The organism is Rhodococcus sp. EPR-147 (assembly GCF_001647185.1).
GTDB lineage: Bacteria > Actinomycetota > Actinomycetes > Mycobacteriales > Mycobacteriaceae > Rhodococcoides.
Genome location: NZ_LVCU01000478.1, coordinates 1 through 898, shown reverse-complemented (window position 1 = coordinate 898; position 898 = coordinate 1). Strand labels below are relative to the sequence as shown.

Annotated in this window: 2 protein-coding genes; both read right to left on the bottom strand. The window is 66.3% G+C overall.

Annotated features, from left to right (window positions below; translation table 11 throughout):
• A partial coding sequence (locus tag A2J02_RS20385; RefSeq protein ID WP_197478088.1) for an enoyl-CoA hydratase-related protein occupies positions 1-413 on the bottom strand: 413 nt, incomplete at its 3' end.
• Positions 413-898 (bottom strand): acyl-CoA dehydrogenase family protein (locus tag A2J02_RS20380; protein WP_269454988.1); only part of this gene is annotated, 486 nt, incomplete at its 5' end. The genes A2J02_RS20380 and A2J02_RS20385, both read right to left, overlap by 1 nt.

Below are 898 nucleotides of genomic sequence, written 5' to 3'. Positions count from 1 at the left end.
ACCGAGATGACCGACGCGGCCAGGCCCAGCCGAACCTCCGTCAACGCGAACGAGCTCTCGGGTCCGGCGACCGCGACGTCGCAGGCCGCGACGAGCCCCATCCCGCCTGCCCGCACATGTCCGTCGATCTTCGCGACGACGGGTTTCGGGGTGTCGATGATCAGCCGCATCAGATCCAGCATCTGCCGGGTGCGAAGTTCCGGTGATGCCCCGGCTTCGCGGAGGTCTGCTCCGGCACAGAACGTGGTGCCGGTGTGACCGAGCACGATCGTTCTGACGTCGTCGTCGAGCGCCGCAGCGGTGAGTCCCGCTGTCAGCTCCTCGACCATCACCGAGGACAGCGCATTCCGGTTCTCCGGCGAATCCAACGTCAAATACGCTGTGTCCTTGCCCGACTCGACGAGAACGGCCATCAGTAGCTTCTCGGCAGTCCGAGCGAGTGCTGGCTCACGAAGTTCAGGATCATCTCCCGACTCACCGGTGCGACGCGGGCGATGCGAGCAGCCCCGAGCATCGCAGCCAAGCCGTACTCGCTGCTCAAGCCGGCACCGCCGTGGGTCTGGATCGCCTGATCGAGCGCCTTGATGCTGGCTTCGGCCGCAGCATATTTCGCCATGTTCGCCGCCTCGGCCGCACCGAAGTCGTCGCCGGAATCGTAGAGCACCGCAGCCTTCTGCATCATCAGCTTCGCGAGCTCGAGCTCGATCTTGCACTGCGCCAACGGGTGCGCGAGACCCTGATGCGCTCCGATCGGCGTCTTCCAGACCGTCCGCTCGTTGGCGTACTTCACGGCGGCGTCGATGGCGTAGCGACCCATCCCGACGGCCATCGCGGCACCGAGAATGCGCTCGGGGTTCAGGCCGGCGAACAGCTGCATCAGGGCGGCGTCGGCCTCACC